This window comes from Streptomyces sp. NPDC003697 (genome assembly GCF_053587115.1).
Genome location: NZ_JBSFNN010000033.1, coordinates 39,371 through 59,944, shown reverse-complemented (window position 1 = coordinate 59,944; position 20,574 = coordinate 39,371). Strand labels below are relative to the sequence as shown.

Below are 20,574 nucleotides of genomic sequence, written 5' to 3'. Positions count from 1 at the left end.
ATGACATCTGTCATGGCTTCGCGGGGCTTCGTCAGCGCCGAGTCCGTCCGTTACCCAAGGCGGCCTACTAGCCTCGCGCTTTCATGAAGCGGGTTGTCCGGCAGGCGGTCAGGAAAGCAGAAAGTGCCCCTGACCAGCAAGAATGAGGATCGTCGAGGTCCTTGTTCCTGCCACCGCCGGAGGCACTTCCCAGGTGAAGCACTCTCTCGGGTCCTACCCCGCGTCCGTGTCCAGGACGACGGCCGCCAGGTCCTCTCCCGGGCGGTTAGGTCCTGCTCGTCGAAACAGTCCGCAAGACCGGCCTTGACCAGGCCTTATCCGCGGCTCTGGCTCCGTGGCGCCAAGCCACGGGCCGTCCACGACCCCGGCAGGCCCTCCTGGACGTCGCCCTGGCGGTCGCACTGGGCGGGGACTGAGGCTTTTCCACCCTCACTCTGAGCTGGTCAGGTGAAGGGTGAGGACGGCCTGGACGAGGTTGGTGATCCGGGTGGTCGAGCACCGCAGTTTGCGGAGGAGCCGCCAGGACTTGAGGGTGGCGACGGCCTGCTCGACGAGGGCCCGGATCTTTGCGTGGGACCGGTTCACCTCCTTCTGGCCTGCGGAGAGGGTCTCCCACCGCCCCCAGCACGGAATGCGGACCGTGCCGCCAGCACCTCGGTAACCCTTGTCGGCCCAGCACTGGATGCCGGCCTCGGCGAGGGCGGCGACGATGCCGTGTTCGCGGGCCGCGCGGATGTCGTGGACGGTGCCGGGCAGGGCCGGCCGACGCCCACAGCAGTCGACCGAAGGGGTCGGCGATGACCTGCACGTTCATTCCGTGCTTCTTGTGTTTGCCGGAGTAGAAGGGCCGGTCCGCGGCAATGCGGTCGATTGGCAGGAGCGAGAGGAACCGGAGGGCAGAGCTGGACACGTCTACGCCCGACGGGTAGACAAGCATGTGAAGCCTCTGGTGGAGACGGTTCTCTTGGTCGAAAACCCATCTAACAGGGGCTTCACCACATTGTCAGCTGAACTGCCCTGCCTCAGAGGCAGGTTGGAAAAGGCTCACTGCCTCGCGGACATCGCGATGCTGCGGTGCGAGCCGGCCGTCTTCGGGGCGGTCGCCTCCGACCCGACCGTCTCCCGCCTGATCGACACCCTCGCCGCCTCCGGTGAGAAAGCCCTGCGGGCCATCCGGTCCGCACGCTCCGAAGTCCGCAATCGGGTCTGGTCGTTGGCCGGCGAGAACGCCCCGGACGCCGACGGTCAGGTCGTAGTCGATCTCGACGGCGTCCTCGTGACCGCGCACTCCGACAAAGAGGACGCGGCCGCGACCTGGAAGAAGACCTACGGCCATCACCCCCTGACGGCCTTCGTCGACCACGGCCCGGGCGGAACCGGAGAGCCGGTCGCCGCCCTCCTACGACCGGGGAACGCAGGCTCGGACACCGCTGCCGATCACATCGCCACCGCCCAACTCGCCCTCGCTCAGATTCCGAAGCACTACCGGCAAGGGCGGCAGACGCTGATCCGCACGGACTCCGCCGACGGCACCCACGACTTCGTGGCCTGGCTCGCGAAACGAGGTCGATGGCTGTCCTACTCGGTCGGCATGACGGTCACCGACGCGATCCACCAGCTCGTGCTGACGGTCCCGGCGTCTGCCTGGACACCGGCCGTCGAGGTGAACAGCGAGATCCGGGACGGCGCATGGGTTGCCGAGCTCACCGGTGACGTCCTTGCCGGCTGGCCAAAGGGCATGCGACGGATAGTCCCAAAGGAACGGCCCCATCCTGGCGCTCAGTTGAGGATCACGGATGCGGACGGAATGCGGATCACGTGCTTGGCGACCAACACCCCCCACCGGCCGATCGCCGCCCTCGAGCTCCGTCACCGGCTGCGGGCCCGGGCCGAGGACCGGATCCGGGCCGCCCGGGCCACCGGCCTGCGCAGCCTGCCACTCCACACAACAGCCCAGAACAAGATCTGGTTGGAGATCGTCCAGATCGCCCTCGACGTGCTGGCCTGGATGCCCATGCTCGCCCTCACCGGCAGGGCCCGGCTCTGGGAACCCGCCGCCTGCGGTTCCGCCTGTTCTCCGCAGCTGCCCAGCTCGTCACCACCGGCCGACGCCGCATCCTCCGCCTCGCCCGTCACTGGCCCTGGACCAGCGAGATCACAGGCGCCCTCGAACGGCTCGCCCTCCTGCCGGACCCCGATTGAACAGCAACTTTCCCGCCCCCACGAGAACACCAGCTCAGTCCGGAGCAGTGGAACCCGGCGCCCACCCGAGGCGACACCCGGGCCCCTGGCCTGCCCTTCACCAGCCACCGAAAATGAAACGGTCCACCGACTCCGTCGGCGGACCGTCATGCAAGATCGAGGTTAAGGCATGTGGTGGGCGGGCGGCGGTCTCCGCCGTTATGGGTTCATGGGATTCAAGGGGCTGACGCCGGTACCTGCGTACAGGTCAGGCTCCAAAGACAGCAGCGCTGTGTCTTCCCCTGCTTGTCGGGCAATGATCATTGAGGACGCGGGATGCAGCACTCGCCAGTCCACCTGCCGCCATGTCCCGGCCACCAGGGCGTGGGCACTGGCGAAGTCGACGACGGTCGTGAAGCGCCGGTCCAGTACGTGTCGGCCGGCACCGGGGTTCTCGCGCTCGGCGGCTACTGCGGACAAGGTGGGGATCACGATCTCGGCGTAGCCGTAGCTGGCTTCCACGTACAGGCCATTGAAGAATTCGTCACCCTCGGCGAGCGCCTTGATGCAGGTGTGGTCGAACAGGACGCGGATCACGCGGCGTGGTGCTCCTGTCCGAGGCGCTGCAGGAAGGTGCGGGCCTGGGCGCGCGCGTCATCGGAGACGCTCACGCCGGTCGTCTGCCGGACCTCCTCTATGGCCTGCTGCGCGCGCTGTTCCTTTTCTTCCTCGGTCAGCTCGCGCGCCACGAGTTCAGCCAGGAGTTCGTTCATGGTGGTGCCGCGTTCGCCGGCCAGGATCCGCAGGCGGTCGCGGATGTCCTTGGTGGTCTTGATGCTGGTGTCCTGCTCTCCCATAAACTCATTCTACCGCTAGTAGAGCGTCTCGGGTGGACATCCAATGAGCTGGGCCCCACCTTCGCTGCCGAAGGCGGACGGACTGCCGCCCCTGCTGCCGTCCCGCAGGCGATCGCCGCGCTGATCGGCCTGTGTACGACGCGGACCGGAAGGCCGCGACCGGAAGAAGCAGCAGGTAATGCGCAGAGGCGGCCCCTTCGCCACGCACTCGCGTAGGCGCTGCCCGGGTCCGCGCCGTGGGCCCTGCGCACCTCCGGACGTGGGTGGCGTGATCATGTGAGACTGTTTCCGTCAGCCGAATAGGCCCAGACGGTCGAGCCGGTCCCGTCCGCAGGCTGCGCGGGATACGGGGTGCGATTGGATCCGTCCGGCGACCAGGCGTGTCGGGGATGTCCGGCGGGCGGTTGGTTCCTGGAGATCGTCGTGGCCGTCGCTCAGGGCTTCGAGGCACAGCGCGAACCGGTCGGCAAACGCATCACCGTCCGCATCGCCCTGGCCGACGACCCGGGCGGCGCCGTCTCCGGGCGCCGCCCGCTGCGAGGCGAGCGGAGCCTGCTCCCTGGGCGAGGTGCGGGCCGGCAGCGTGCCGGGCCAAGGCTGCGTGCAGTTCCTCCTCGCGGATCGACAGCGGTGCCCGCGCCGTTGCACCAGACTCCCTGATGACTTCGATCACCCGATGCTGCCGGCCGGTGAGCTCGGAGCTGCCCACCCGGATGCCTGGAGGTCGGCCTGGCAGGGAGCGTTTGTGCCCCTCGGAGTCGTGGCGGCAGCATGCCCGACGGCCGGATGGCTTGCGTACACGGCATGACCAACAGGGCTCCCATGTCGGCTACTTGGTATGCCTTGAGTGCATGTGGCTTGTCACTCCCGGGATGGTCGACCCGGAGGCGGCGGGCGGTGGCGGGCGGTGGCGGGGCGGGAAGGGCCTGTGGTGTGTAATGACGCAGGTGCGGACGCATGCGGGGTGAGTGAGGGGGTTTGATGGAGGAGTTGAAGTCGGTCGATCCGCGGCAGGTGGGCCGGTACCGGATCTCCGCGCTGCTGGGCGCCGGCGGGATGGGACGTGTTTTCCTGGGGCGTTCGCCCAGCGGGCGGCTGGTGGCGGTGAAGGTGGTCCGGCCGGAATTGGCCGAGGACCCTGGTTTTCGCCGCAGGTTTGCCCAGGAGGTGGCGGCGGCTCGTAAGGTCACCGGCTTCTTCACGGCCGCTCTGGTGGATGCCGACCCCGAGGGCTCGCCTCCCTGGCTGGCCACCGCCTACGTGCCCGGAATGGCCCTGGACCAGGCCGTCGCGGCGCACGGCCCGTGGCCGGTGACTTCGGTGCGCGCGCTGGGCGCGGGTCTGGCGGAGGCCCTGGAGGCGATCCACGCGGCCGGTCTGGTCCATCGGGACCTGAAGCCCTCCAACGTGCTCATCGCTCCCGATGGTCCGCGAGTCGTCGACTTCGGGATCTCCGTGGCCGCCGAGGCCACCGCTCTCACCCGCGCCGGAACGATCGTGGGCACCCCTGGCTTCATGGCTCCCGAACAGCTCACGGGCAAGCCTGTCACCCCGGCCACAGACGTGTTCGCTCTTGGCGCGGTGCTGACGTACGCGGCCACCGGCACCGGCCCTTTCGGCACCGGCTCGGCGCAGTCGCTCAACTTCCGTATCGCCTACGAGGAGCCGCAGCTCGGTCGACTGCCCGGACCGGGTCTGGAGATCCTCATCGACTGCCTGGAGAAGGATCCCCTGGACCGTCCGACGGTAGGCGAGCTCATCGAGGAGCTCGCCGAGGGGGTGGGCGTGGACGGTTACACCCCCACCGAGATCGTTACCGAGCCCGCCTCCTGGCTGCCCGGCCAGGTCGCCCGCGCCCTGCCGGCCACCGCCACCGCACCCGCCGCGCCGGTGTCCCGTACGCCGGAGCCGGAAGCCGCACCTCCTGCTGCCCCGCCTGCCCCGCCGGTCCGGCCCGGATCCAGGACCACCCCGTCGGGCCGGTCCGGGCCCAGGACCGCCCCCTCGGTCTCCACACACCCCAAGGCAGCCACCGCCGACGCGGCCACCACCGCCCAGGCCCGAACCGCCCGCCCCAGGCCGGATGCGACCGCCCAAGCCGCCCGGCCCGTAACGGCCGCGAAGTCCGCGGCCGCCCGCTCGGCAACAGCCGCGAAGTCCGGAACCGCCCGAAAGACAACGGCCTCAAGGGCCAACACCAGGCGACCCGCACGCCCCGCGCAGCCCCCTGTCGTGACCGCACAGCCCTCGTCATTCCGCCGGGCTCTGCCCTTCTGGGTCGCCGGAGCGGCGCTGGTGCTCGCCCTGTTCCAGCCCTTCGCCGGCTGGCCCCTCTGGGCAACACTCCTCCTGGAGGACTGGACGTACTCGTACATCTGGGTGTTCCACAGCTTCTGGCCGCTCGCGCTTGTCGCCCTGTTCGGTGTAGGCAGCTGCGCGGCGGTGTTGTCCTCGCTGCGCCGTTCTCCCTCGGGGCCCGTGCCGCCTTGGACCCGATGCCTGCACATCGTGAGCACCGTACTCGCCACCGGATTGTTCCTCTGGGTGGGCGTCGTGATCAGCAGTAGGCAAGGCGTCGTCGGTCTTGACTCAGGTGGGTGGTTCTTCCTCCTGGGATGCGCGGCGTTGATCTGGAGCACCTTCCGGCTACGCGTCCCGAAGAACGTTTCCACGCCCTGACAGCGTTGTTCAAAGGGCGCTGAGAGGATCGCTGGGCCGGTCCAGGGACCCGCCGACCAGTGAGCCTGCTGGTGTGATGGCTGCGCGGGGGCTGGGGCGGTACCCCGGTGGGTCCTGCTACAGCACGCCGAGCAGGGCGACGGTGAGCGGGCCGACTCCGGCGGTGCGCAAGTCCTCGTCCTCAGGGTCGGTCGGGTCCACTGGGGCCCTCCTTACGGCTGACGCGAAGCATTGGAGTCAGGGTTCAGAGTTGACCGTTGACCGGTTACTGCTTGAACTCGTGTTGTCGGGTGTGAGGCCAGTTCGGCCGACAGCAGTGGTGCCCCGGCAGAGAGCTGGGTGACCCTCGTGGGCCGGTCCGAGGGGCCGTAAGGCTACTCCGCAGGCCGCTGCGGCGTCGGCTGTTGCCGACACGCGATCCGCCCGCGAGGAAAGTTGGCTCCACCGGGGGAGCGACGGGGCCCGCTGACCGGGAAGACCGCAGGCGTTGCCTTCTCGCCCAGGTCGAGGCCGGATCCCCCGGCGCCCATTTCCTGCCGACCCGGGGGAACTCAACGTCGGACCGCAAGGTCCATAAGTAGCGCACACATTTCCGCGAAAAAGGCTTCGGCGTACGCCGATGACGGCTCTGTAAGGGTTTGGATCAGGTCGCGCCGCCGCGTGACCACGTCCGTCGAATCCGCTGTTCAGCGCGCGTCTGGAACCTTTTTCACGACGCGCTCCGGCCAGCAGCAGTGCGCGCGCACGCACTATTTCTGGACGTTGACACCTCCAGTGCGCCCACAGAGCATATTTGCATGCCTTCCACGAGCGCACTCGCCGTAACAAGGCATGCCCCGACTCGTCTTTCTCACGAGGAGATGCCTCATGGAATACGGCACCGTCAGGGAATTCAGTCAGGACTGGTTCAATGATCTGAGCAGGAGGGCGCCGGTCCAGGAGATGCTTCCCCGGCTGGCTTCCCAGCAGCTTGAAATGGCGTTCCCGGAGCGGACCCTGTACAGCCACGACGACTTCGTGGACTGGTACGCCGCGGTCGGTGACCTCTTCACCGACCAGGAACATGTGCTGGAGCGGCTGGAGGTCGAGGACCGCGGCGCCGTGCTGGATCTGGACGTGACCGTCGTCTGGAAGGCCACCCACGTGCGGGACGGCAGTCGTACGGCCTTCCGCATCGACCAGCAGTGGCAGCTGCAGAAGGGCCCCGGCGACGCACTGCGGATCCTGAAGTACCGCGTGGGTGACCTGCGTCCGGTGGAGGCGGGGCGATGAGCACGGACGAGGTCTTCGACTTCGTCGTCGTCGGATCGGGCTCGGGCGGCGCCGCGGTCGCGCACCGGCTCAGCGCGGACGGCCGGTTCACGGTGCTCCTGCTGGAGGCAGGCGGCATGGACGACCGTCCGGAGATCCACCGGGCCGACGCCGCTTCCGTGCTCTCGCTGCTGACCTCGGAGTGGAGCCCGGGGATCGACTGGGGATATGTCACCGAACCGGAGAAGGGCCTGGAAGGACGCGAGGTTCCCATCGCCCGGGGACGTGTCCTCGGCGGCAGCAGTTCCATCAACGCCCTGATGTGGGTGCGCGGCAACCGGGCCGATTACGACGCGTGGGCGGCGCTGGGCAATCCGGGCTGGTCCTACGACGACGTGCTGCCCTACTTCCGTCGCTCGGAGACCTACACCGGGCCGGCGTCCACGCCGGGTCTGCGCGGTGACTCCGGTCCGGTGAGCGTACGCGCGCTGCAGGACCCGAGTCCGGTCGCCCGCGCCTTCGTCACCGCGGCGGGAGGCAAGGACCCGTCGGCCGGGTTCGACTACAACGGTGCGGTTCAGGAGGGCGAGGGCTTCTTCTACCAGACCATCCGGACCGAGGACAACGCGCGCAGCAGCAGCGCCACGGCGTACCTCGACACGGTCATCAACCGTCCCAACCTGTACATCCAGGTGGGTGCGCAGGCCTCTCGCCTCGTCATCGAGGACAGGCGCACGCTCGGGGTCAGCTACGTCCAGAACGGCACCTTGCGCAGCGCCCGGGCGCGCAAGGAGGTGGTGGTCAGCGCCGGCGCCTTCGAGACACCGAAGCTGCTGATGCTCTCGGGCATCGGTCCGGCCGAGCACCTCGCGGAGTTCGGCATTCCGGTCGTCCAGGACCTGCCCGGGGTGGGCCGCAACCTCCAGGACCACCCGTTCGTGCCGGTCTGCTTCGAGGCGGTCGAGGAGCATCCGGCCGACGCCCTGCTGTCCGAAGCCGGGCTGTTCACCCGTACCCCCGCCGCCGCTCCCGGCGGCTCGCCCGACCTGCAGTTCACCTTCGGCCCGGTGAAGTTCCTGCCCCCCGAGGCCCCGGCGGACCAGTGGGTCGGCCCGGGTTTCACGTTCGCCCCCATAGCCCTGCTGCCCCGCAGCCGCGGCGAGGTCCGTCTCGCCGACACGGACTACCGGCATCCCGCTCGGGTGCAGGCGAACTACCTGCAGGACGAGGCCGACCTGGATGTGTTGGTGCACGGAGTGCGCCTCGCCCGGAAGCTCGCCGACCACAGCGCGTTCGACCACGTGCGCGGGGTCGAGCTTTCCCCCGGGCCGGATGTCGTGGACGACAACGCCGTGCGCGCCTTCGTCCGCGCCAACGCCTCGACGTTGTGGCATCCGGTCGGCACCGCCCGCATGGGCACCGGCCCGGACGCGGTCGTGGACGCCCGGCTCAGAGTCCACGGCATCGACGGCCTGCGGGTGGCGGACGCGTCCGTCATGCCGCGCATCGTCGCCGGCAACACCCACGCACCCACCGTCATGATCGGTGAGAAGGCCGCCGATCTGATCGCACAGTCCCACGGCATGCACACCGAAGGAGAACGCTCGTGAGTGCCACACAGACCGGAGCGGACCTGTACCGCACCTTCCTCAAGGCGTTCAACGACGCCGACTACACCACGGTCGAGGCCGTCATCGCGCCTGGCTTCACCGACCACCACCCCGGCTTCGACATCGACGGCATTGACTCCTACCTGGAGGCACTGCGCAACGCCCACGCGACGCTGGCAATCCAGGGCGAGCTGCTCGACATCCTCGAGGACGGTGACAAGGTCGTCACCCGGGTCCGGCTGACCGGCACCCACCAGGGCACCGTTCTCGGGGTGGCGGCCACCGGGCGTCCGGCGGAGTGGGAGACCACGGAGATCTGGCGCGTGGCGGACGGCGCCTTCGTCGAGCGGTGGGCCACCGACGACCTGCTCGGGCTGAAGGCCCAGCTGACCCAGGACGAGGCGAACGTCGCCGTCGTGCAGAAGGTCAGCGACGCGGTCAACGCCCACCGCTACGCGGACCTGGACGACCTGTTCGGCGCGTCCTTCGTGGACCACAACCCGGCCTGGGACGTGGAGTCGCTGGAGGAGCTGAAGGGCATCATCGTCGCCGCTCATGAGGCGCTGGACTTCACCGCCCACCTCGACGCCCTGTACCCGGCCGAGGGCCAGCGCGTGATCATGCACATCACGTTCACCGGCCGTCACGTCGGGCCGTTCTTCGGGATCGAGCCCACGGGCAAGGAGGTGACCTGGACGAGCCTGGAGGTCTACCGCCTGGAGGGCGGCAAGGTCGTCGAGCGCTGGGTACAGGCCGACACCGCCGGGCTGATGGCCCAGATCGGTGTCCCGCTGCCCGGCTGAACGCACATATCCACCACCCACAGGAGGACATGGTGAACACCGCTGACGTGGTGCGCCGTTATTACGAACTCGCCAACGCGGGCGACTGGGACGCCTGGTGCGACCTGTTCGCAGCCGACCAGACGATGGACGAACAGCTGGCGGGCCATGTGGAGGGCCGCGAGACGCTGCGGGAGATGATGAAGGGCTTCCCCGCCATGTACGCGGCCTTCTCCAACACCCCCGTCCACACCGTGGTCGAGGGCGGAGAGGCGGCCGTTCTGTCCCACATCTCGGCCCTGACCCCGTCCGGGCTGGAGATCGAAGCGGACGTCTGCAACTACTTCCGGATCGCCGGCGGCCTGATCCATTACATGAAGAACGTCCATGACACGGTGCCGTTCGCCGCGGTCACCGGAGAGTGAGGGATCCGGCATGAAGTGGTCCCACGTCGGTCTGAACTGTGCCGATCAGGCCGCCACCGAGGCGTTCTACACCCGGTGGTTCGGTTTCCGGCGGGCCCGGGTGGTCCGCGCCGGAGCCGAGGAGGTGATCTTCCTCAGGGCAGGCGGCGTCTACCTGGAGCTGTTCCCCACCGCGGCCCCGGCCGTGCTGCCGGTCGAGAAGGACGGCCCCCAGCACTCCGGTCTGGTGCGGCACCTGGCCTTCCAGGTGGACAGCGTCGACGAGTTCCTGGCCCAGGCGGGTGACGAACTGACCGTGACACTCGGTCCGTTGCGGTTCGACGAGTTCATCCCCGGCTGGAAGACCGTATGGGTCAGCGACCCGGACGGCGTCGTCGTCGAGGTGAGCCAGGGCTATACCGACCAGTCACCGGAGGAACTGGCGGCGGCATGACGACCGGCCCCGGCCCAGAAGGGGTGCTCCTGCTCTCGCCGCAGGAGCACCCCCTCTTCGCGCGGCGCGGCGGTCAGACGGCGGCCGCGTCGCACGACAGCCAGGGCGGTGCGGTCACCCGCAGTTCCTCCGGGCGCTCCGTCAGGGCCGGCAGCGCCGTCCCCCACAGACCGGCCAGCCGCTCCTTGAACCGGGCCGGGTGCTGCTCGGCACGGGTCAGGAAGTGGGCGCCGACGAACAGCTCCGTCAGGAACCGCATCGCCGTCTGCGGGCCGATGCCCGGGCGTAGTTCCTCCTGCCGCCAGGCGGTGTCCAGGAACTCGGTGAGCAGGACGAAGCCGCCGTCGCCGGGCGTGTTCCCGGCGGTGTCCAGGTCGCCGAGGCGCAGCCGGACACCGGCGGAGGTGACGGGATCGCTGAGGATCCTGCAGAACGCAGTGTGGGTGAAGTCGATGAGCTGTTGCAGGCCGCTCGCGTCGTGGCCCCTGGTCTGTTCGGCCAGGTCCGCCCAGACCGTCTCCTCCAGGGAGAGAATGTGGCCGGCGATGTCCTCCTTGGACGCGAAGTGGAAGTAGAAGGCCCCGCGGGTGGTGCCGGCGGTCCGCAGGATGTCCCGGACGCTGGTGCGCTGATAGCCGCGGGTGGTGAACGACGTGGACGCCGCGGTGATGAGCGTGTCGCGGGTTCGTCGGGCTCGTTCCTGCACCTGGTCTCGTCCTCCTTGCTCTGACGCGGTGGGCTGCGGATGACGGATGGGCCTGTGCTAGGCGGTGTAGGAGGTGGGCCGGAACGGGTAGGGCGTGCCGGTGAGGGTGGCGCTGAGAGACCTGAGGGCGAGGCGGGCCTGTTCGTCGTAGGCCTGACGGTGGGCGCGGGTCTCGGTGGCGCGGTTGAGATAGAGGCCCGTGCTGTGCTCGTACTCGGGCTCCTCGATGAGGCGCAGGACGTTGCAGGCGCCTTCGGCGATGCTGCTCTGCGGGGTGTAGAGGTGGGTGACGATCTTCGTCGGCATGTACGACGCCGGGTGCAGGGCGTTGACACTCACCCCTTCGCCGCGCAAGGTGTCCGCCAGGTCGAAGGTCAGCATGATCTGGGCGAGCTTGGCCTGGCAGTAGGCCTGTTCCCCACTCCACCAGCGGTCCAGCATGACGTCGTCGAAGTCGATCGGGGCCTGTCCGGCCGAGGCGACGTTGATGATGCGGGCGGGGGCGTTCCGGGCCAGCAGCGGGGCGAGCCGGGCGCTGAGGATGTAGGTGGACAGGTAGTCGACCTGGAAGGTCAGCTCGTGGCCCTCCCGGCTCTCCCGGCGTTCGAGTTCGACGCCCATGCCGGCGTTGTTGACCAGGGTGTCCAGCCGGCCGTGGGCGAGCACGCGGTCGGCGAGGCCCTGGATTTCCTGGAGGGAGGAGAAGTCGGCGACCTCGTAGCTGAGGTTGGGGTTGCCGGTGGAGGTGCGCAGGTCGGACAGGAGCCGGTCGCCCTTGTCCTTGCTGCGGCCGTGCAGGATGAGGGTCGCGCCACGCGAGGCGAGTTCCTCGGCGACGGCGTGGCCGAGGCCGTCGGTGGCCCCGGTGAGGAGGATGGTGCGGTTGCTGAGGTCGGTCATGTGCGGGCCTTTCGTGCGTGGGGCCGATGGGGGAGCGGAGGGGTGACGCCCGGGCTGCGGGCGTCACCCCTCCTTTTTTCGCGGCGGCCGAGGCCGGGTCAGTCGGTGTTGACGACCACGGACTTCAGCTGCAGGTACTCCTGGACGCCCTCCGGGCCGAGTTCGCGGCCGTAGCCGGAGTCCTTGTAGCCGCCGAAGGGGATGCTGTTCTCGAACATGGCCCAGGCGTTGACCCAGACGATGCCCGCCTGGAGCTGGGCCGCGACCTGGTGGGCGCGGGCCAGGGAGGTGGTGTGCAGGCCGGCGGCCAGGCCGTAGGGGGTGTTGTTGGCGAGGGCGACGGCCTCCTCGTCGGTGTCGAAGGCGGTGACCGTCAGCACGGGGCCGAACACCTCCTCCTGGGCTATGTGCATGTCGGGGGTCACGTCGGTGAACAGGGTGGGCTGGTGGAAGTAGCCCTTGCCGTCGATGGCGTGGCCACCGGCGCGCAGGGTCGCCCCTTCGGCCTGGGCGATGGCGACGTAATCCGTGACCCGCTTGAGCTGGGCTTCGTGGGCGAGGGGGCCCATGAAGGTGTTGGGGTCCATCGGGTCGCCGACGGAGGCGGCGGCCACGGCGCCGGCGAGGCGGTCGACGAGTTCGTCGTGGACGCTGCGGTGGACCAGGAGGCGGGAGCCGCTCATGCAGAACTGGCCGGTGTTGAAGAAGGCGGCCTGGAAGGCCCACTGAGTGACCGCGTCGAGGTCGGCGTCGGCGAAGACGATGTTGGCGCCCTTGCCGCCGAGTTCGGCGGTGACCTTCTTCAGAGTGCCGGCGGCGGTGGCGATGAGCTTCTTTCCGGTGGCGGTGGAGCCGGTGAAGGCGAGCTTCCGGACGTCGGGGTGCTCGGCCAGGCGGGCGCCGACGGTGGGCCCGTCACCGGTGACGACGTTGTAGACACCGGCCGGAAGCCCGGCCCGGGACATGATGTCGCCGAGCAGCAGCGAGCTCAGCGGCGTCTGCTCGGCCGGCTTGAGGACGAAGGTGTTGCCGGCGGCCAGCGCCGGGGCGATCTTGTTGACGGCAAGGTTGAGGGGGAAATTGAACGGGGTGATCGCGCCGACGACGCCGAGGGGCTCACGGCGGGTGTAGGCGAGGGACCGGGCGCCGGCCGGGCGGGCGGCGCCTTCGATCTGCTCGACCATGCCGGCGTAGTAGCGGAAGAGCTCCACGGCGGAGGGGACGTCGAATCCCTGGGTGAAGGTGAGGGGCTTGCCGACGTCGATGGACTCCAGGCGGGCCAGTTCGGCGCCGTTCTCCTCGATGGCGTCGGCGATGCTCAGCAGCAGACGGCCGCGCTGCTTGAGGGTCAGACTGCCCCACTCGGGGCCGGTGAAGGCCTGGCGGGCAGCCTCGACGGCCTCGTCCATGTCCGCCACGGAGGCCCAGGCCTGCCGGCAGACGACCTCACCGGTGGCGGGATTCACGACGTCCTGGGTTTCCCCGGTGGACGAGGGACGGAACTTTCCGCCGATGAACAACTGGACGTCTTCCACCGTGCGATCCGCGTACGCAGTCACGATTTGACTCCCTGATACAGGATTTCCGCCCGCCCACCCAAATCCGCTTGTGGGCAGGCGGGCGGGCATTTCGACTGGGGTGAATTTCCGTGCTGCTCCGACGTTAGGGGCCCGGTGGATACCCGTGAGCGGTCCGGGAGCCGAAGGGAGGAGAATTCGTTAAGTCTCCTCCCGGGTCGGATCTCAGTTTCAGGACTCCGGGGTCGGCCGGGGGATCAGCGCGTGCACGATGCCGGCCACCACGGCGATGCCGGCACCGGTCAGGCACAGGACGCGGGCGGTGACGTCGTGGTCGAGCAGGACGCCGCCGAGGGCAGCGCCGAGGGCCTGGCCCAGGTAGATGCCGGAGGAGTTGAAGGAGATGACGACGCTGGGCAGCGTCGGCACCAGCGCGGTCAGCCGGTGGTTGTTCGGGGTGGACACCGCCCAGCCCGCGGCGCCGTTGAGCACCATGACAATGATCACGGGCACGATCGAGGTGCAGACCGTCAGCAGGGCGAGGGTGACGATCAGCAGGAGGACGGCGCAGGTGAGGGTGCGCGCCGCGCCCAGGCGGTCGGTGAGGAAGCCGCTGCCGAAAGAGCCGAAGATGCCGCCGATGCCCCAGGCGAGCAGCGCGGTTGCGAGGGTGGTGCCGTGGATGTGGGCGGTCTGTGCGAGCACGGTGGCGGTGTAGGTGTAGACCATGATGCTGGCACCGCTGGCCAGGAGCATGAACACGACCATGGCCACGACCCGGCGGTTGGCCAGCACGGCCAACCGCTGCCCGAGGGGGATGGCCGGCGGGATCGGCAGGCCCGGCAGCACCAGCAGGACACCGAGCAGCGCCAGCGCGCCGACGGCCGCGACGAAGACGAGGCTGGCCTCCCAGGACATGTGCTGGCCGATGGCCGTGCCGACGGGGACGCCGAAGACGGTGCCGACGGTCAGGCCGCCGAGGATCATCGACAGCGCGCGGCCGCGGCGGGCGGGCCCGGCGAGCGCGGCCGCCGCGGCGGAGGCGTTCGGTGTGTACAGGGCCGCGCCCAGACCCGCGACGACCCGCGCCACGAGGAGGAGCGCCAGGTTCGGTGCGGCGGCGGAAGCCAGGTTGGCCAGGACGAACAGGCCGAGCGCGGACGCCAGCAAGGGCTTGCGGGGCAGCCGGCTCGTCAGGACGGCCAGGAAGGGCGCCGCCAGGCCGTAGGTCAGGGCGAACGCGGTGATGGTCTGGCCGGCGGCGCCGGTGGAGACGTGCAGGCCTCCGGCGATCTGGGGCAGGATGCCGGCCAGGACGAAGGAGTCCGTGCCCATGGCGAATGAGCCGAGGGCGAGCACGGCGACGGGCCTTCCCCAGGCGGGTGAGGACGGCGGCGCCGTGGCGGGGCTGTTCGTGCCCGTGGTAGTCGATTCTGTCGTCACGCAAAAGAGAGTGGTGCGTTGCGTGAAGGGGGTACAGAGGGCCAATCATGCTGGTGTAATGACCACCAGGACACGGCCGAAGGGGGATGCTTGGATGGCCGGCATGCAGCGCGAGCTTCTGGCGGCGTTCTTGAGGTCCCGCCGAGAGATGCTCTCCCCCGAGCAGCTCGGATTGACCCCCGGGCCGCGGCGGCGCACTCCGGGGCTGCGCCGCGAGGAGGTCGCTCAGCTCTCCGGGGTGAGCCTGACCTGGTACACCTGGCTGGAGCAGGGGCGGAATATCCGGGTGAGCCGGCAGGTGCTGGAAGCCCTGGCGCAGACGCTCCAGCTGGACCCGGCGGAGCGGCGGCACCTGTTCACCCTGGCGGAGACGGCGCTGCCCGCCGAGCGGCCGCAGCCGGCGTCGGTGAACCCGACGCTGCGCAAGCTGGTGGAGACCCTCGACCCCAACCCGGCGCACGTCATCAACGACTCCTGGGACGTGCTGGCCGCCAACCGCGCCTACGCCTCCCTCGTCGGCGGTCTGGAACAGCTGCCGCAGGAGGAGCGCAACAGCATCTGGCTGCTGTTCACCCGCCCGCAGATGCAGTCGCTCCTGGTCGACTGGCAGCACGAAGTCCGCGACATCCTCGGCCAGTTCCGCATCGCCGTGGGCCAGCACCCCGACGATCCGCGGACCACCGCGCTCATCGACACCCTGACCAGGTCGAGCAGCCAGTTCCGCGCCCTGTGGTCCGAGCATCCCGTACGGGCGTTCCGGCCGACCATGAAACGTTTCAGTCACCCTACGGCCGGGCGGCTGGATCTGAACTACACCAAACTGGACGTGGCGGAGGTGCCGGGCCAGCACCTGGTGGTGTTCATGCCCGCCTCCGAGGCGGACGAGCGAGCGCTGGCCCGGCTGGTCGCCGAGTCCCCGCAGCCGGCCCTGCTCTAGGGTCGGCTGCGCCGGCCTGGCGCTTCGGATCAGGCGTACGCGCCGACCAGGGTCAGTGACCGCTCCAGGCCGCTGAACCGCAGCGCTTCGCGGATCTCCGCGCCGGCGCCGTCCACGATGACCTGGGTGCCGGGCCGGGCCTGTTGCTGGGCCATAGCCAGGCACCGCACGCCCGCGCCGACCATGCTGCGCAGCTCTCCCAGGTGGATGACCAGGCGCCGTACCGGTGCCTCGGCGGCCTGTCCCACCAGGGCGCGCAGGCGCGGCACGTCCGCGTCGGTGAGGTCTCCGGCCAGGTGCAGGGTCGCGGTGGACTGACTGGTGCCGAGGTAGGCCTCGAACATCATCGGAGTGTCCTTTCGTCGGGCTGTGCGGTGAGGACGGCCACGCTGCGGCCGCCGAGGGTGAACGGGCCGCCGGTCAGGGCCGGTCCGGCGCCCGGCGGATGGCTGGGGAGGTCGGCCGCGGTGTCGATCTGCGTGTGCCAGCGTGTTCCCGGCGGGGGCGCCGGCACCTGGATGTCCACTGCGTCCGTTGCGGTGTTGGCGGCGATCAGCACGCAGTCCGGGCGTCCCCGCTCGTCCTGCTGGTACAGGCGCGCCACCAGCAGCGTGGAGTGCTCGTCCCAGTCCGGGGCGTCCGGGCGTTCGCCGTGCCAGGAGACCGGCGGCAGTGCCCAGCCGGGCGGGGTACGGCCGCTGGGGTGCTCGTCGCGGCGCAGCACCGGGTGGGCGCGGCGCAGGGCGATCGCGTCTCGGGTGAAGGCGAGTAGGTCGGCGTCGGCGCGGGCGAGGTTCCAGTCGAGCCAGCTGGTGGGGTTGTCCTGGCTGTAGGCGTTGTTGTTGCCGTGCTGCGTGCGGCCGAACTCGTCGCCCGCGGTCAGCATGGGGATGCCGCGGCTGGTGAACAGCAGGGCGAGGGCGTTGCGGTGCTGACGCAGCCTCAGTCGCCGAATGTGGGGGTCGGCGGTGGGGCCCTCGTGGCCGTGGTTCCAGCTCTCCTCGTCGGGGATGCCGTCATGGCCGCCTTCGCCGTTGGCGTGGTTGTGCCGGTGGTCGTAGGCGGTCCAGTCGGAGAGGGTGAGGCCGTCGTGACAGGTGACGTAGTTGATGGAGGCGGTGGGCCCCCGGCCGGGGTAGAGGTCGGATGAGCCGGCCAGACGGGTGGCCATGGCGGCGGTGCTACCAGAGCGGGCGAGCAGGAAGCGGCGGACGGTGTCGCGGTAACGGCCGTTCCATTCGCTGAACCGCCGGTGGCCCGGGAAGGCGCCGACCTGGTCGAGCCCGGTGGCGTCGGTGGCCTCCGCGATCAGAAGGCAGTCGGCGAGCACGGGGTCGTGGGCGACGGCCTCCAGCAGCGGTGGGTTCGCCTGCACCTGGCCGTCAGGGCCGCGGGTGAGGATGGAGGCCATGTCGAAGCGAAAGCCGTCGATGCCGTAGCGGGTGACCCAGTGGCGCAGGCAGTCCAGGATCAGGCGCCGGGTCACCGGGTGGTTGGCATTGACGGTGTTGCCGGTCGCGGTGAGGTTGCGGGGGCGGCCGTCCGCGTCCAGGAGGTAGTAGGCCGCCTCGTCGAGGGCGCGCAGACCCTGGTCGGGGCCCCGGTGGTCGCCCTCGGCGGTATGGTTGAACACCACGTCGAGGACGACGCGGATGCCGGCCCGGTGCAGGGCGCCGACCAGCGCGGCGAGTTCGGTGTCGGCGCCCGCCGGGTCGGCGGGGTCGGTGGCATAGGCGGCCTTCGGCGCGAACAGCGCGACGGGGTTGTAACCCCAGTAGTTGAGTAGCGGCTGTCCGGTGCCGGGTTCGGTGTAGGTGTTGTCGGTCTCGTCGAACTCGGCGATTGGCAGCAGTTCGACGCAGTTGACGCCGAGGTCGAGCAGGTACGGGATCTTCTCGATCATCCCGGTGTAGGTGCCGGGGGCACGGACACCGGAGGTGGCGGACCGGGTGAAGCCGCGCAGGTGGGCCTCGTAGACGACGAGGTCGGCCGGTGCGGTGCGCGGCCGGGCGCCGACCGTGGGCGGGGCGGGGTCGTAGGCCGGGATCCGGGCGAGGAGGCGGCGCGGCCGCACTGCCCAGGCGGTGGTGGTGACGGCGCGGGTGTAGGGGTCGTGGACGAGGACGGGCGGGCGGCCGCCGGCCGGATGGACCCGCAGGGCGTAGGCCAGGTCAGCGACACCGGGCCCGTCGAGGCGGAGGGTGTGCACCGTTCCAACGCGGTGTTCGAGCCGGAACGGGTACTCACCGACGACGTCGCCGGTGTGCGGGTCGAGCAGGACCAGGGAGAGCCGCGCGGCGGTGCTGTGGACGGCGAAGTTGACCCCGGAGGCGTCCGCGGTGGCGCCCAGGGGTGCCGGTCGGCCGGGGCCGGCCCGCAGCGGAGGGTGCGGGCTGCGCACTGCGGAGGTCACCGGCCCGGCTCCCGCGGGCGCAGCCGGGCCTGGACGGTGACGCGGTGGTCCACGGCCGGGAGGGTGACGGTCAGGGCCTCGGCGTCGAAATCGGTGTACGGGGCGCCGTCGACGAGGACGGAGTCCAGGACGACGCTGCCGCCCGGCAGGCTGTCGGGGGCGACGCGGAGCTTGTTCTGCGGGTAGTTCGCGTCGGTGCGGGGCTTGAACCACAGCGTCAGGGGCTCGCGCCGGATCAGCAGCCGGGTGTAGACCTCGGCGAGGAAGCACAGTTCGGCCTTGTGGTACATGCTCATGGCGTGGCTGCCCTTGAGGCGTTCGTTGCCCAGGTGGTACGGCAGCCCTTGGGCCAGGACGGTGAAGTGGACCGCGCCCTCGTCGTGGTCGAGGAAGAAGGCGTTGTAGAACGCCGAGGCCTCGTCGGCGTGGCGCAGGAAGTCCTCGTCGCCGGTGGTGCCGGCCATGATGAGGTAGGCAAGGATGGCCTGCTCCTGCTGCCACCAGGCCTTGCGGTCGTGCCAGGAGAAGGCGTGGACGCCGTCCTCTGCGGTGCGCTCGACCATGTCGTACCAGCCGCCGCGCTGGGGGTCGCGGCCGACGCCGGGCATGGTGCGGCTGATCCGTTCGGCCAGGTGTCGGTATTCGGGTTTGGGCCGCAGGGGGAGCATGCGGGTGAGGTTCCAAGCGATCTTGAGGTTGTGGCCGACGACGGCGCGGTTCTGCTGCCAGCCCCAGCTGTGGTCGGGCGTCCAGTCGGCGTGGAAGCGTTCGTCGACGAAGGGGCTGCCGTCGGGGGCGCGGTCGGGCAGATGGGTGGCGATCATGTCGAAGCTGTGTTCGAGCATGTCCCGGTAGCGCTCCTCGCCCGTGGCCAGGTACAGGTTGAACAGGTAGGCGGGGGCGTGGTCACCGACGGAGTTCCAGTTCTTGCGGGAGGCGTTGGGCCCGAGTGAGGGGTGGTGCGGGCTGAGTTCGACCGGGTCGATGTGGGAGTAGTAGCCGCCCAGGCGCGGGTCGTGGAAGAACCGCTCGAACAGGCGCACCGTTCCCTCGATGTCCTTCAGCAGGCCGGGGTCACCGGTGAGGCGGTAGGTCTGCACGAGGCCGACCAGGGCGTAGATCTGCTCGTACGCGGGGATGGTGCGGTAGTCGTCGTCGAACTCGGAGGCGAACAGGCGTCGTTCCCGCGGTCCTTCGACGTCCACGCCGTGGTACCAGTAGACGACGTCCTCGACGGTGTCGACATAGCGCAGATGGTCGCGCAGGTACTGCGAGCCGCGCTCTGCGACCTCGAGGAAGTCCTCCTCGCCGGTCAGCATGTAGGCAACGGCCATGCCGTAGACCATCCGGGAGATGGTGTCGGTCTCCTGGATGTGGCGGGTCGTCTTCTCGCCGCTGCTGCGGATCTCCGTGCGGTAGTCGGCGAAGTCGACCGGGCCCGTGCCGAACTGCGAGCGGCGGTAGAAGCGGGCCAACCGGCTGAGTTGCCCCGTCCACCAGCCGGCCTCCGCGAACGGCGGCCGCCGGCCGGGTTCGGTGACGAACAGCAGTTGGGTGGCCTGGAAGTGCAGGCCGGTGGGGCGGGGATAGACCGGGCCGTAGCTGAACAACAGGACGCCGGGACGCAGCAGTTCGTCGATGCGGCCGGTGGCGTCGCGGTAGGGCTCGCCCAGGTTGCGCAGCAGCTGGGCGTAAGTGGTGTCGGTCAGGTGCACGGTGACAGGGCGTCCGTCGAGGGTCTTCAGGTGCACGCTGGAGCCGTCTCGTCCCTGGACGTAGCCGGCGACGCTGTCGGAGAAGGTGAAGTCGAGCTCAGCGGCCATCGCTGGCCTCCAGCTGGGCGATCACGGCGCGGGCGAGCAGGTGGCAGTGGTCGACGGTGCGGCCGGTCACCAGGTCGCCGTCCATGACCAGGTCCTGGTTGGAGTACCGGGCCCCCATGTTGCGGACGTCCCCGATGAGGTTGTTGTGGCAGGTGACGGGGCGGTCGCGGAGCAGGTCCGAGGCGGCGGACATCAGCAGCAGGCCGTGGCAGGAGAAGGCCTTCACGAGATTCGGCAGCCGGAACGCGCGGCGCATCAGCTCGACCGCGGGCGCCGGTTTGTCGACGTCCTCGCTGTAGCGCAGCCGGTCGGAGACCATGCCGGAGGGGACGATGAGGGCGGACAGGCGGGCCAGTTCGCCGTAGCCGAGTTCTTCCAAGTCGCCGTCGACAGTGATGGCCGGTCCGTGGTCGGCTCCGGTGAAGGTCAGTTCGGGCCGGCCCCACAGGCGGGTGAGGAGGACGACCTCGGCGCCCTCCTCGGCGAAGCGGCGCTGGTAGTAGGAGATCTCGTCGGCGACGAAGTCGTTCTCCACCAAGATCCCGACGCGTCTGCCGGGCAGGCGGCCGGCGGGCAGGGAGACGGGTGCTTGCATGAGGAGTCCTCGGGTCGAAGGG

The 20,574-nt window shown here is 69.8% G+C and carries 17 protein-coding genes and 5 pseudogenes; 10 read left to right on the top strand and 12 right to left on the bottom strand.

From position 1 onward, the window contains the following. Positions 1-193: 193 nt before the first annotated feature. Positions 194-413, top strand: a pseudogene (locus ACWDNY_RS15955) (transposase); the annotation flags it as partial. Between the two features lie 16 nt (positions 414-429). On the opposite strand, the pseudogene ACWDNY_RS15950 reads toward ACWDNY_RS15955, so the two are convergent. Further along, positions 430-883: pseudogene (locus ACWDNY_RS15950) on the bottom strand (transposase family protein); the annotation flags it as partial. 165 nt (positions 884-1,048) lie between these two features. Here ACWDNY_RS15950 and ACWDNY_RS15945 point away from each other — a divergent pair. Then, positions 1,049-2,202, top strand: a pseudogene (locus tag ACWDNY_RS15945) (IS1380 family transposase); the annotation flags it as partial. Positions 2,203-2,400: 198 nt separating this feature from the next. Here ACWDNY_RS15945 and ACWDNY_RS15940 read toward each other — a convergent pair. Together ACWDNY_RS15940 and ACWDNY_RS15935 are read right to left on the bottom strand one after the other, a co-directional pair. Further along, on the bottom strand, positions 2,401-2,778 hold the full coding sequence (locus ACWDNY_RS15940; protein ID WP_451646340.1) for a PIN domain-containing protein: 378 nt from the start codon (positions 2,776-2,778) through the stop codon (positions 2,401-2,403). After that, on the bottom strand, positions 2,775-3,038 hold the full coding sequence (locus tag ACWDNY_RS15935) for a hypothetical protein (RefSeq protein WP_451646339.1): 264 nt from the start codon (positions 3,036-3,038) through the stop codon (positions 2,775-2,777). Before ACWDNY_RS15935 ends, ACWDNY_RS15940 begins: the two co-directional genes overlap by 4 nt. Positions 3,039-3,449: 411 nt before the next feature. On the opposite strand from ACWDNY_RS15935, the pseudogene ACWDNY_RS15930 reads away from it, so the two are divergent. Continuing rightward, positions 3,450-3,572: pseudogene (locus ACWDNY_RS15930) on the top strand (ATP-binding protein); the annotation flags it as partial. A 79-nt stretch (positions 3,573-3,651) separates the two neighbouring features. Here the strand turns inward: ACWDNY_RS15930 and ACWDNY_RS15925 are convergent. After that, positions 3,652-3,774: pseudogene (locus tag ACWDNY_RS15925) on the bottom strand (transcriptional repressor LexA); the annotation flags it as partial. A gap of 245 nt (positions 3,775-4,019) precedes the next feature. Here ACWDNY_RS15925 and ACWDNY_RS15920 point away from each other — a divergent pair. From ACWDNY_RS15920 to ACWDNY_RS15895, 6 genes are all read left to right on the top strand, one after another. After that, positions 4,020-5,717: a serine/threonine-protein kinase gene (locus tag ACWDNY_RS15920; RefSeq protein WP_451646338.1), complete on the top strand. Its 1,698-nt coding sequence runs from the start codon at positions 4,020-4,022 to the stop codon at positions 5,715-5,717. Positions 5,718-6,584: 867 nt separating this feature from the next. Continuing rightward, on the top strand, positions 6,585-6,989 hold the full coding sequence (locus ACWDNY_RS15915) for a nuclear transport factor 2 family protein (RefSeq protein ID WP_451646337.1): 405 nt from the start codon (positions 6,585-6,587) through the stop codon (positions 6,987-6,989). Further along, positions 6,986-8,578, top strand: a complete 1,593-nt coding sequence (locus ACWDNY_RS15910) for a GMC family oxidoreductase (RefSeq protein ID WP_451646336.1) — start codon at positions 6,986-6,988, stop codon at positions 8,576-8,578. Before ACWDNY_RS15915 ends, ACWDNY_RS15910 begins: the two co-directional genes overlap by 4 nt. Then, positions 8,575-9,381, top strand: a complete 807-nt coding sequence (locus tag ACWDNY_RS15905; RefSeq protein ID WP_451646335.1) for an ester cyclase — start codon at positions 8,575-8,577, stop codon at positions 9,379-9,381. The genes ACWDNY_RS15910 and ACWDNY_RS15905 overlap by 4 nt, the downstream gene beginning before the upstream one ends. Before the next feature lie 29 nt (positions 9,382-9,410). Beyond that, complete coding sequence (locus ACWDNY_RS15900) at positions 9,411-9,785, top strand: nuclear transport factor 2 family protein (protein WP_451646334.1); 375 nt, start codon at positions 9,411-9,413, stop codon at positions 9,783-9,785. Positions 9,786-9,795: 10 nt separating this feature from the next. Further along, positions 9,796-10,218 carry a VOC family protein gene (locus ACWDNY_RS15895; RefSeq protein ID WP_451646333.1) on the top strand — a complete coding sequence of 141 codons (423 nt, stop codon included), beginning with the start codon at positions 9,796-9,798 and terminating at the stop codon, positions 10,216-10,218. Between the two features lie 73 nt (positions 10,219-10,291). On the opposite strand, the gene ACWDNY_RS15890 is transcribed toward ACWDNY_RS15895, so the two are convergent. From ACWDNY_RS15890 to ACWDNY_RS15875, 4 genes are all read right to left on the bottom strand, one after another. After that, entirely contained in the window at positions 10,292-10,924 is a 633-nt protein-coding gene (locus ACWDNY_RS15890) for a ScbR family autoregulator-binding transcription factor (protein ID WP_451646332.1), read from the bottom strand. Positions 10,925-10,981: 57 nt separating this feature from the next. Continuing rightward, positions 10,982-11,824 (bottom strand): SDR family NAD(P)-dependent oxidoreductase, encoded by an 843-nt coding sequence (locus ACWDNY_RS15885; protein WP_451646331.1) that lies wholly within the window; start codon positions 11,822-11,824, stop codon positions 10,982-10,984. A gap of 98 nt (positions 11,825-11,922) precedes the next feature. Next, on the bottom strand, positions 11,923-13,383 hold the full coding sequence (locus ACWDNY_RS15880) for an aldehyde dehydrogenase family protein (protein WP_451646330.1): 1,461 nt from the start codon (positions 13,381-13,383) through the stop codon (positions 11,923-11,925). Positions 13,384-13,572: 189 nt separating this feature from the next. Then, positions 13,573-14,784 carry an MFS transporter gene (locus ACWDNY_RS15875; RefSeq protein ID WP_451646329.1) on the bottom strand — a complete coding sequence of 404 codons (1,212 nt, stop codon included), beginning with the start codon at positions 14,782-14,784 and terminating at the stop codon, positions 13,573-13,575. A gap of 103 nt (positions 14,785-14,887) precedes the next feature. On the opposite strand from ACWDNY_RS15875, the gene ACWDNY_RS15870 reads away from it, so the two are divergent. Next, positions 14,888-15,721 carry a helix-turn-helix transcriptional regulator gene (locus ACWDNY_RS15870; protein ID WP_451646328.1) on the top strand — a complete coding sequence of 278 codons (834 nt, stop codon included), beginning with the start codon at positions 14,888-14,890 and terminating at the stop codon, positions 15,719-15,721. A 29-nt stretch (positions 15,722-15,750) separates the two neighbouring features. Here ACWDNY_RS15870 and ACWDNY_RS15865 read toward each other — a convergent pair whose 3' ends face one another. Genes ACWDNY_RS15865 through ACWDNY_RS15850 form a run of 4 tightly spaced genes read right to left on the bottom strand, consistent with a single transcriptional unit; the run spans position 15,751 to position 20,552 of the window. Continuing rightward, positions 15,751-16,068, bottom strand: coding sequence for an STAS domain-containing protein (locus ACWDNY_RS15865; RefSeq protein WP_451646327.1), 318 nt, complete (start codon positions 16,066-16,068; stop codon positions 15,751-15,753). Next, entirely contained in the window at positions 16,065-18,134 is a 2,070-nt protein-coding gene (locus ACWDNY_RS15860; RefSeq protein WP_451646326.1) for a glycogen debranching protein, read from the bottom strand. The genes ACWDNY_RS15865 and ACWDNY_RS15860 overlap by 4 nt, the downstream gene beginning before the upstream one ends. Beyond that, positions 18,131-19,957 carry an AGE family epimerase/isomerase gene (locus tag ACWDNY_RS15855; RefSeq protein WP_451646325.1) on the bottom strand — a complete coding sequence of 609 codons (1,827 nt, stop codon included), beginning with the start codon at positions 19,955-19,957 and terminating at the stop codon, positions 18,131-18,133. The genes ACWDNY_RS15860 and ACWDNY_RS15855 overlap by 4 nt, the downstream gene beginning before the upstream one ends. Next, entirely contained in the window at positions 19,947-20,552 is a 606-nt protein-coding gene (locus tag ACWDNY_RS15850) for a DJ-1/PfpI family protein (RefSeq protein WP_451646324.1), read from the bottom strand. The genes ACWDNY_RS15855 and ACWDNY_RS15850 overlap by 11 nt, the downstream gene beginning before the upstream one ends. Between the last annotated feature and the right edge of the window lie 22 nt (positions 20,553-20,574).

Coding starts and splice junctions, on each gene's coding strand:
- ACWDNY_RS15870 (WP_451646328.1), top strand. CDS start 14,888: ATGCAGCGCGAGCTTCTGGCGGCGTTCTTGAGGTCCCGCCGAGAGATG.
- ACWDNY_RS15865 (WP_451646327.1), bottom strand. CDS start 16,068: ATGATGTTCGAGGCCTACCTCGGCACCAGTCAGTCCACCGCGACCCTG.
- ACWDNY_RS15910 (WP_451646336.1), top strand. CDS start 6,986: ATGAGCACGGACGAGGTCTTCGACTTCGTCGTCGTCGGATCGGGCTCG.
- ACWDNY_RS15900 (WP_451646334.1), top strand. CDS start 9,411: ATGGTGAACACCGCTGACGTGGTGCGCCGTTATTACGAACTCGCCAAC.
- ACWDNY_RS15895 (WP_451646333.1), top strand. CDS start 9,796: ATGAAGTGGTCCCACGTCGGTCTGAACTGTGCCGATCAGGCCGCCACC.
- ACWDNY_RS15855 (WP_451646325.1), bottom strand. CDS start 19,957: ATGGCCGCTGAGCTCGACTTCACCTTCTCCGACAGCGTCGCCGGCTAC.
- ACWDNY_RS15885 (WP_451646331.1), bottom strand. CDS start 11,824: ATGACCGACCTCAGCAACCGCACCATCCTCCTCACCGGGGCCACCGAC.
- ACWDNY_RS15850 (WP_451646324.1), bottom strand. CDS start 20,552: ATGCAAGCACCCGTCTCCCTGCCCGCCGGCCGCCTGCCCGGCAGACGC.
- ACWDNY_RS15915 (WP_451646337.1), top strand. CDS start 6,585: ATGGAATACGGCACCGTCAGGGAATTCAGTCAGGACTGGTTCAATGAT.
- ACWDNY_RS15920 (WP_451646338.1), top strand. CDS start 4,020: ATGGAGGAGTTGAAGTCGGTCGATCCGCGGCAGGTGGGCCGGTACCGG.
- ACWDNY_RS15935 (WP_451646339.1), bottom strand. CDS start 3,038: ATGGGAGAGCAGGACACCAGCATCAAGACCACCAAGGACATCCGCGAC.